Origin of the sequence: Streptomyces sp. NPDC007917, assembly GCF_042959105.1 — a bacterium.
Taxonomy (GTDB): domain Bacteria; phylum Actinomycetota; class Actinomycetes; order Streptomycetales; family Streptomycetaceae; genus Streptomyces.
On record NZ_JBIBKK010000041.1, the window covers coordinates 59,781 to 68,873 of the forward strand.

5 protein-coding genes are annotated in these 9,093 nt (G+C 69.1%); 1 reads left to right on the top strand and 4 read right to left on the bottom strand.

All coding sequences use genetic code 11. The annotated features are described in order from the left end of the window. Positions 1-229: 229 nt before the first annotated feature. Genes oraE through ACFZDL_RS44395 form a run of 3 tightly spaced genes read right to left on the bottom strand, consistent with a single transcriptional unit; the run spans position 230 to position 4,925 of the window. Positions 230-2,767 carry a D-ornithine 4,5-aminomutase subunit OraE gene (gene oraE / locus ACFZDL_RS44385; protein WP_353596320.1) on the bottom strand — a complete coding sequence of 846 codons (2,538 nt, stop codon included), beginning with the start codon at positions 2,765-2,767 and terminating at the stop codon, positions 230-232. Further along, positions 2,764-3,639, bottom strand: coding sequence for a diaminopimelate epimerase (gene dapF / locus ACFZDL_RS44390; protein WP_353596319.1), 876 nt, complete (start codon positions 3,637-3,639; stop codon positions 2,764-2,766). The genes oraE and dapF overlap by 4 nt, the downstream gene beginning before the upstream one ends. Then, on the bottom strand, positions 3,636-4,925 hold the full coding sequence (locus tag ACFZDL_RS44395; RefSeq protein ID WP_353596318.1) for a glutamate mutase L: 1,290 nt from the start codon (positions 4,923-4,925) through the stop codon (positions 3,636-3,638). The genes dapF and ACFZDL_RS44395 overlap by 4 nt, the downstream gene beginning before the upstream one ends. A 298-nt stretch (positions 4,926-5,223) precedes the next feature. Between ACFZDL_RS44395 and ACFZDL_RS44400 the strand changes: the two genes are divergently transcribed. Further along, positions 5,224-6,519, top strand: a complete 1,296-nt coding sequence (locus ACFZDL_RS44400) for an aminotransferase class III-fold pyridoxal phosphate-dependent enzyme (protein WP_353596317.1) — start codon at positions 5,224-5,226, stop codon at positions 6,517-6,519. 80 nt (positions 6,520-6,599) lie between these two features. Here the strand turns inward: ACFZDL_RS44400 and ACFZDL_RS44405 are convergent. After that, on the bottom strand, positions 6,600-9,093 hold a 2,494-nt coding region (locus ACFZDL_RS44405; protein WP_391194272.1), incomplete at its 5' end, for an alpha/beta fold hydrolase.

Consider the following 9,093-nt stretch of genomic DNA (forward strand, 5'->3'; position numbering starts at 1 on the left):
GTTGTGCTTGCGTTGTCCCGTTCGCCCGTGCGGGCCGGGAGTGTGGATGTCGGAGCGAGTCGAGTCGGCAGCGCAGGAAAACGGACGTTGCGGGTGTGAGCGCTTGGCCCGATGGGCGACCACGGGGGTCAGGTTTCCGGCTCGGAGGTGTTCGCCCTCGACGTGTTCTGGAAAATCGTAGACCCACTCTTATGCCAGGTCGAGATCCGCGAGCCCATTCGCCCGCCACTCAAGGCGTCGGCTGTCCGGCCAGCCGTCCGGCGAGAAAGCGCGCCACATCGATCCCGCGCGTACCGGGCCCGAACCCCGCGTCCAGACCGCAGGCGAGCGCCAGCTCGTCCGTCACCTGGGGCCCGCCCGCGATCAGCACCAGGCGGTGGCGCACCCCGCGTTCGACTGCGGCATCGGCGAGTTTGGTCATCATGAGCCGGTGCACGTCCCGGTGGGAGACGATCAGGCTGGCCAGCACCACCTGGGCGTTCTGCTCGACCGCCTCGTCGAGCAGCCGCTCGGCCAGCACCGAGGAACCGATGTTGCGGCAGCGCAGACCGAACCACTCCAGCCCGTGGTGCTTGATGTTGGTGATCTCCTGGAGGCCGACCGAGTGCTCATCGTTTCCCAGGGTCGCGCCCACCACACGGAGATTCAGCGGGCTCAGCTCGGCCCGTATGTGCTCGGGGGGGTTCTCGACGTGCTCCCCCGCCCGGGTGGTCGGCAGCTCCGCTCGGCGCAGCGACACCGCGAAGCGGCCCACGATGTCGTACTGGACACCCTCCGCCGGGTGCAACACGAGCCGGTCCACGATGCGGGGTTCGGCCAGCCGCATCTCCTCGGCCATGCGGAGCGCCGCGGCGTCCGCCACCGTCTCGGGAAGCGGTACGAAGAAGCTGACTGTCACCAGGCCGTCCCCGGCATGCTCGCCCTCGGGGCGGATCAGCTCGCTCTGGTCCTCGAGCGCGGCGAGCCTGTGGTGGACGTTGTCTTCGGGGTCGAGTTCGTCGACGTAACGCACCAGGCTGTCGTCGCAGAGAGTGCAGCCCGGGCAGGCCGGCATGTTCACGGTGTGTCCGTAATGGCTGCAGACCGGGGCCCAGTACCGGTCTGAGCGGGGCACGACGGTGTCCGCGGCGACGCCACCGTCGCGGTTCCGGACGATCCCGTCGCCCTCGCGCCGTGGGTAGGCGGCCGAGTCAACGAACAACCCCGCCTCCAGCGCCGCGAAGTAGCCGCCGACTGCGAGGATGTCGTCGAGCATGAGCACCGCACGCGCCATCAGGTCCTTCATCGCCGGCATCATCGCCTCGGTGTCCGGCTTCACCAGGTCGGAGAGGCCGTCCAGGCCGATCAGTGCCTGTTTGGTCGCACTGACCGCCTGAGTCGAGGTGTGGTGCCACGGGATGCAGCGGGCTTCGTCGGCGGCGATGGTGCTCTGGATGTCTGCGCTGGTGAGTCTTGAGATGACGGTGTCCAGCACATGCAGCACCGTCGATTCGGTGAGGTTGGTAGTGCTGTACCGGGTGTTCTGCTGCGCGCGGATCGCGAACCCCTCGAAGAGGTAGCGCAACGCCACGGCGAACGGCAGGTCGAGTGAGACCTTGGGGGCCGGCGGGGCTGTGGGCGGCACGGTGGAGAGCGCGATGAGCTCTCGTCGTTGACCGGCCAGCTCCGAGGCAACGCAGTTCAGCGCGTGCTGCACCAGGATCTCCGGCCGTACGTTCCACGCCTTCAGCGCCGTGGAGTTCGCGTTGTGCGCGCCGTCGAGCTGCAGGATGCCGGCGTCCGCCAGCACCCGTTTGGCCTCGAAGGCGTCCACCACCGAGCGGACCGGATTCACTCCGCGATAGAGGATGTTGTACTGGAAGTCCTGGTGCGCTCCGGCGACGCCCTCCTCGGCGAAGAGCACGGCCATCTCGCTGCCGGCGATCCCGCTGACGTAGGAGTGCAGGTTGATCGGCCGTCCGACCTCGTCCTCGACCAGGTCGAGTGCGCGCCGGGTGGCCCGCAGTTGCTTGCGGCTGATCGGCACTCCGCCCACCCCCTCCGGGGTGCCCTCGACCAGGCCGTCGTAGTGGCTCTGTCCCAGGGTGCGGATCACCATGATGTGGTCGGCGCCGTGCCATGCGGCCATGCGCATCCGGCGCAGATCGTCCTCGAAGCGACCGGATGCGATCTCGGAGGTGACCGTGCAGTCGGGCTGCGGGTCCAGCTCCTGCATGTACGAAGCCGCCTGCAGGGCACCGGAGCGGGTCAGCGGCCGGCTGGTCTGGCGGTAGGTGAAGGAGGCATCGGCCGCTGCCGACTGCCGCCAGACCCAGCCTCGTCGGCGCGGCCGGTAGCCTTCCAGCCCGGACAGGATCTCCCGTACCGGGAACGGCATGTGCTGCTCCAGCCGCAGCTCGGTCGGCGGCTTGCCGAGGGGAACGCCCGAAGAGGGCATGTCGCCTTCAGGCACCTTCAGCAGGTGCCGGTACGCCTCGCGCAGCGGCAGCCGCCGGTCGGCGGCGTACCGGGCCAGCACACCGCCGACACCGTCGCCGAGCCAGCCCTGCTCCACAGCGTGGTCGACCAGGGCCTTGGCCTCCAGTGAGTCGAACCCCATGCGCATCAGCACGGATCGTTCGATGGACGGCGTGGTGTGGCCGGCGGCCAGGTCGGCCAGCGGCCGGACCACGTCCCGCGCGGATTTCCAGAACCGCTCGCGCAGTTCCTCCAGCGGGAGGGCGCACAGCCCCTGCAACCGTTCCTCGGCCGGCCGCGACACCGTCATCGTGGATCTCCCGAGCCGGTGGCCGACCGGACCCCGACGGGCCGGACCAGGTAGGCGGTCCGGCCGCAGATGCTGACCTCGCCGTGCCGCTCCGCGACCGTGAGCTCGCCGCCGAGGGTTTGGACGGTGACGGGCAGAGCCGACCGCCCCGCGTACCGGCTCAGGACCGCCGAGGCGGCCGCCCCGGTGCCGCAGCACTGTGTCTCGTCCTCCACTCCGACCTCATAGGTCCGCACGCACAGCCGGTCGCCGACCACTTGGACGTAGTTGACGTGGACCCCCTCCGGGCGGCCCAGCGCCCGGCACAGCCCGTCGTCGTAGCGCAGCCGCGCGCCCTCGGTGCGGACATCGATCGCCGAGACATCGGGGACAAAGACGACCAGGTGTGGGACGCCGTTGTAGAGGAACCACCGGTCGTCGTCAAGCTGCTGGACCTCGCGGGAACGGCCGAGTGTCACTTCGGCTCGGCCGTCGAGCATCCGGACGGTCTTGGGGCCGTCGTCGGTGACGATCGTGCCGGTGGCCTCGAGGAGCCCTGCGTCCGAGGCGTAGCGGGTCACGCAGCGCAGCCCGTTGCCGCAGGTCGCCTCCCATGTCCCGTCCCGGTCGAAGAACACCATACGCCGGCCGCTCAGGTGGTCCGGGTAGAAGAAGAGGACCCCGTCCACCCGGCACTGCCGGACGGCTTCGCTCAGCGCCACCGTTGCCTTCGCCTGGACATCGAGCGGTTCGTCGTGGTGCCCGGCCAGTTCCAGTACGGCTATGACATTGCCGTTCCCTTCGAGCAGCGCGCCCTTCCGCAGCCCTGGCAGCAGCGAATCAGTCAGCTGTTCCCGGAACTCCAGGAACAGCGGATCAGAATTCTCCGTCACATCCACATCCCTTCTCTCCAATGGTTCTTCATGAATTCTCTGACACCGTCCTCGTGGTCCTCGCACAGTGACCCCAGGCTGGACAGCAGGTAATTCCGGTCGACCAGGCACTGGTCGAGATCCCTCGGTGCCAGCAGGTGCGGTGGGAGCGTCTTGATACCGGCGATCAGACCTTGTGGGTCCCGAAGGCCGTACCGGAGTGCACCGCCGGTCACCACAACAGTTTTCACCGCGCTGAGATCGGGGCCGCTGACCACATTTTTCGCGGTGACCGTGGCATAGCTCGGCAGTATCCGTCCGCAATGCCGTTCCAGGGCCGTTCTGGCCGCTCGCACAGCAAATTCACCGAGACGGTCCGGATCGGTCAGCGGTTTCTGCGTGTCGAGGACCGTTTCGCCGTCGGCGAGCAGGTTGCGGAGGTTGTGGAACACCCCGAGGTCGCCCTCGACGGTGCGCTTGATGGCCGGCTCGAACGAAGCCTGCAGTACCTCGCCCGCCGTCGCCGGTCGACAGGAGTGCACGTCCGTGGTGGCCCCGCCGACGTCGAGCACGACCAGCCCGCCGGTCACCTCGCCCAGCAGCGTCGCCGCACGCGAGACGGCGTACGGCGTCGGCACGCAGCCGACGTCCAGGCGTCGGCACAGCTCGTCGACACCGGGCGCCTTGACCACGTCCTGCTCGTACGCCCGCCGGACGATGGCCCGCACTTCGTCGAAGCGGAAGCAGTCGTGGTCCGGGTAGACGTTCTCGCTGACAGCGCAGCGGACGTCGTACCGGGCCAGCAGGTCGCGCACCTCGTCCTGAACGGCACCGTTCCCGGCGTAGACGACGGCGGTGTCCAGCCGCGCCGCCGCCACTGCGCGGACGTTGTGCAGGACCGCGTCGGCCTCGCCGTGGTCAGTGCCGCCGCAGACCAGCACCAGCCCTGGGCGGGCGCGCCGAATTCCTGCCACGTCGGCCGGCCGCAGCCGCCCGGCGCTGGAGTGCACCACGACACCGCCGGCGCCGAGGGCAACCTCGACTCCGATCTTCATGCTCAGAGAGCGGGTCAGGCCACAGACCGCGATGCGCAGGCCGCCCGCCGCACTGCTGGACACATAGGTGCGGTCAAGTCGTCCCAGGCCCTGTTCGGCGGCCCGGGCGAGCAGCCGGTCGACGCCGATGCCGATGTCGCCCTCGTCCGCCGTGGTCCGATCCGAAAATCGAGCGACGAATTCGAGCCGGTTCGCCCGCACATGGTAGACCACCATTTTCGTGTATGTGCTTCCGATTTCGATCGAGCCCACAGTGAATGACATGACAGGAAACAGACCTCGCGGGTTTTTGAAGGTGACCCGGGCAGGAGCGTAGCGGCATTCATCAGGACCAGGCAATGTGCGCCTGGGGGCGCTTCATCAAATTCAGAGCATGTCGAGGATCGGGTTGCCGGAATACTTTGCGATCCCAACCCGAGGCGCATGTGTGCCGACTATCGGTGATATTTATCGAGCTCTTGCCGAACCGTCGGATCAGTTGGATCCTCTGGAGACACCCGGGTTTACTGCCGGGCCCCACCGGTCCATCCCTGAAATGGAGTTCCGACCCATGACCTCAGACCTCCTGTCGCGGCACCGCACGGTCATGCCGAGCTGGCTCGGCCTCAATTACGCGGAACCGATCGAAATCGTTTCCGGCCAGGGGTGCCGGGTCGTCGACGCGGCCGGCCGCAGCTACCTCGACTTCTACGGCGCGATCATGACGAACATTCTCGGTTATGACATCCCCGAGGTCAGCGGGGCACTGGAGCGGCAGTTGCGCACCGGAGTGGTCCACTGCTCGACCCAGTACCTGATCCGGGGACAGGTGGAGTTCGCGGAGAAGGTGGCCCGGCTCTCCGGAATCCCCGACGCCAAGGTCTACTTCGTCAACTCCGGCTCGGAGGCGGTGGAGACCGCGCTGCTGCTGGCGACGGCGGCCCGCGGCACCGGCCAGGTGCTGGCCCTGCGAGGCAGCTACCACGGTCGCTCGTACGCCGCCGCCGCGGTCACCGGCAACCGTGTCTACCGCAACACCGCGCTGAGCCCGCTCGACGTCCACTACCTGCACGGCGCGGATCGGCATCTGCCCGCCTTCCGCCGGCTGTCGGACGAGGCCTACGTGGAGGCCTGCACCGAGGACCTGCGCCACATTCTCGCCACCGCGACCGCCGACGATGTGGCGTGTCTGCTGCTGGAGCCGGTCCAGGGCTCGTCCGGCTTCCGCCCCCTCACGCCCGGCCTGGTGTCCGCATTCAAGAAGGTGCTGGACGAGGAGGGGATCCTGCTGCTGTCCGACGAGGTGCAGACTGCCTGGGGCCGGACCGGACGTACGTTCTTCGCCATCCATGACCACGGCGTGACACCGGACGCCATGATCTTCGCCAAGGGGACTGCAAACGGACTGCCCATCGGTGGCGTGGTCGCCCGCGGCGAGCTGATGGACGGCCTGCCGGCGCACGGGATATCCACCTTCGGCGGCAACCCGCTGAGCATGGCCGCCGCCAACGCCACGCTCGACTACGTGCTGGAGCACGACCTCCAGGCCAACGCCGCGGAACAGGGAGCGTTCCTGGCGGACGGGCTGCGTGCGGTGGCCGACCACTCCGCCCTGATCGCCGATGTCCGGGGGCGCGGCCTGATGGTCGCGATCGACCTGGTCGACCCCACCACCGGAACCGCCAGCCCCACCCATACCTCCCGCCTGATGGAGGAGACCAAGCGGCGCGGGCTGCTGGCCGGCAAGGGCGGGCTGACCGGCGAGACGCTGCGGCTGGCCCCGCCACTGACCCTCAGCCGGGCGGAGGCGGAGGAGGGCCTGGCCATCCTCCGCGCCGCGATCGAGGCGGTGGAACAGGCCGGCTGAGCCCGATCTCCCGGCCCGACGGGCCCGGACCCCGCCTCGCCCGTGCCGGACCGCTCCGGCCGGACCGGGCGGGGTCCTCGTCATCGTGCCTCCCCGCCGAGTTCTCGGAGCTTGTTCTCCACCAGCGGGCCTATGTTCCGGAACATCTGCGGAGTGATGATGGTCTGGTGGGTGCAGTCGACTTCATGGTGGTCGATGGTGCCGGTCACGTGCTCTCGCCAGATGTCCGGCGGGATGACATACCCGCTGCGCGAGTGCAGTGCCGCGAAGACCATCAGGTCGGCGGACACCTGCCGGTGCTGGTAGTGCCCGGCAAGCAGGATGTTGTTCTTGATGACGCTCATCAGGGTGGTGAAGCGGCTCTCTTCCAAAGTGCCCAGTACGGTATTGGTGCCGCGTGCCAGCCGGGTGAAGAGCGCGTAGTCGGGGGTTCCGTCGAATGCCTCGTCCGTGTCGACGCCGAGCGCCTCCAGGATGGCGCCGTACATCACCTCCATCTCGTTCTCCACCTCCAGCACCTCGGCCGGGATCGGCAGGGCCGGTGCCGAGTCCAGCGCGACCAGCAGGGCCACCCGCTCTCCGCGTTCCTCCAGTCGCGCCGCGATGGCGTGCGCCACCACTCCGCCGAAGGAGTGACCCATCAGGTGGTACGGCCCTTCGGGCTGCACCGTGAGCATCGCGGCGATGCAGTCGTCGGCCACCTCCTCCACGCTGGAGCGCAGCTCGTCGGGGTGGGCGAGGCTGTGCGCCTGAAGGCCGTAGACCGGGAAGTCCACGCTGAGGTGCGGCAGCAGCGCGGCATAGGCCCAGCTCATCCCGGCGCCCTGGTGAACGCAGAACAGGGGCGGGCGGTGGCCGCGCCTGCGCAGCGGAAGCAGGACTTCGAAGGCGCTGCTGGGCGCGCCGCCGTCGAGGTGGGCCGACAGTTCGGCGACGGTCGGGGCCTCGAAGAGTGCCTGCAGTGGCGTGTCGGTCCCCAAGGTGGCGCGGATCCGGCTGGTCAGCTGGGCGGCCAGCAGCGAGTGGCCGCCCAGGTCGAAGAAGTTGTCGTCGATCCCGACCAGGGGCACGCCGAGGATTTGGGCGAACAGGCGGGCCAGGATCTCCTCCTGCGGGGTCCGCGGTGGCCGGTGGCTGCCGGCCACCTGGTATTCAGGGGCCGGGAGGGCCTTGCGGTCGACCTTGCCGTTCGTGGTGAGCGGAAGCGTCTCCAGGGGAACGATCGCCGCCGGGATCATGTAGTCCGGCAGTTCGGCCTGCAGGGCTTGCCGGAGCTCTCCGATCAGCGTGGCACCGCGGCGCGATCGGACGGGTGTGTTGGCGGGGGCGGCTCCGCCCCGGCCTGCCACCAGGTAGGTGCCGGTGACCGCCGGGGCGGCGGGGCCGCCGCCCGGCAGCAGGATCGCGTCATAGGCCGTCGGCCGGTCGGGGTGCCAGGTCGTGATGGCTCGCAGGCCGTGGGCCTCGGCCCACGCATGCATGCGTTCCGGGTCGACGTCGGTGTCGGTCTCGGAGGGGGCGGCCAGCGCCGAACGGATCGCCGCCAGGTCGTCGCCCCGGTCGAGGGCGACTTTGGCCGCGGCCTCCGCGGTAAGGCGGGGGTTGGCCAGACCTGCCAGACGGACCGGCGCGGCGATGCGGCCGTCGAGTTCGTCCAGGCTCGTCAGGTCGTAACCCCAGTGCAGGGTCGGCAGTTCGGAAAGGTCAGTGAGGCCCTCCGCGTCGCGGTACAAGGTCACCTCGTAGCGGTGGCGCGTCAGCTCGTTGTGGGCGGACCCCCGCTTGAGACGGATGTCCACCCCCACTCCCAGCGAGGCGCCCAGGGCGCTGAAGTACTCCGGGGCGAGCAGCAGTTCTGTCTCTCCCGCCAGCGCCTGGTCGACGGCGGCCCGCAGCGCGGCGGTGTCGGTCGCGGTCGTGGCCTGCACGGCGGTCTGCAGCGTGGGCAGCAGTCCGAGGTGGCGGATGTCGCCGAGGACGACCCTGCCGCCTTCGGCGAGAAGTCCCACTGCGTGCGTGAGAACAGTGGTGAGGTACTCCTGGTTCGGGAAGTACTGGGCCACCGAGTTGATCACGACGGTGTCGAAGAAGCGCTCCGGCAGGTCCGAGAAGTCGTCACCCGGCCTGCAGTGCAGTCGGATGTGGTCCCATCCCCGCGCGGCCACCTGTTCGGTGAGCCGGGTAATCACTTCCTGCGAGAGATCGGTGCCGCAGTACGCCTCCACCTCCTCGGCGAGGGGGGCCATCAGCAGGCCGGTGCCGACACCGATCTCCAGCACTCGTTTCGGAGCGAAGGCGCGGATCCGGTCAAGAGTGGCCCGTTGCCACTCGCGCATCTCGTCGAGCGGGATCGGGGCGCCTGTGTAGGTGCTGTTCCAGCCGGTGAAGTCCTGGCCCAGAGCAGCGGTCGGCTGGGCGTAGAGCGAGTCGTACAACTCCTGCCAGTCCGCCACCTGACGACTGCTGTCCCCCGTGCCACTCTCCGGAACGACGTAGGCGGTCAGGCGGGTGTCGCCGGGGTGGTCCTCGCGAGCGACGACCACGGCCTGGGCGATGTCCGGGTGCCTGGTGAGC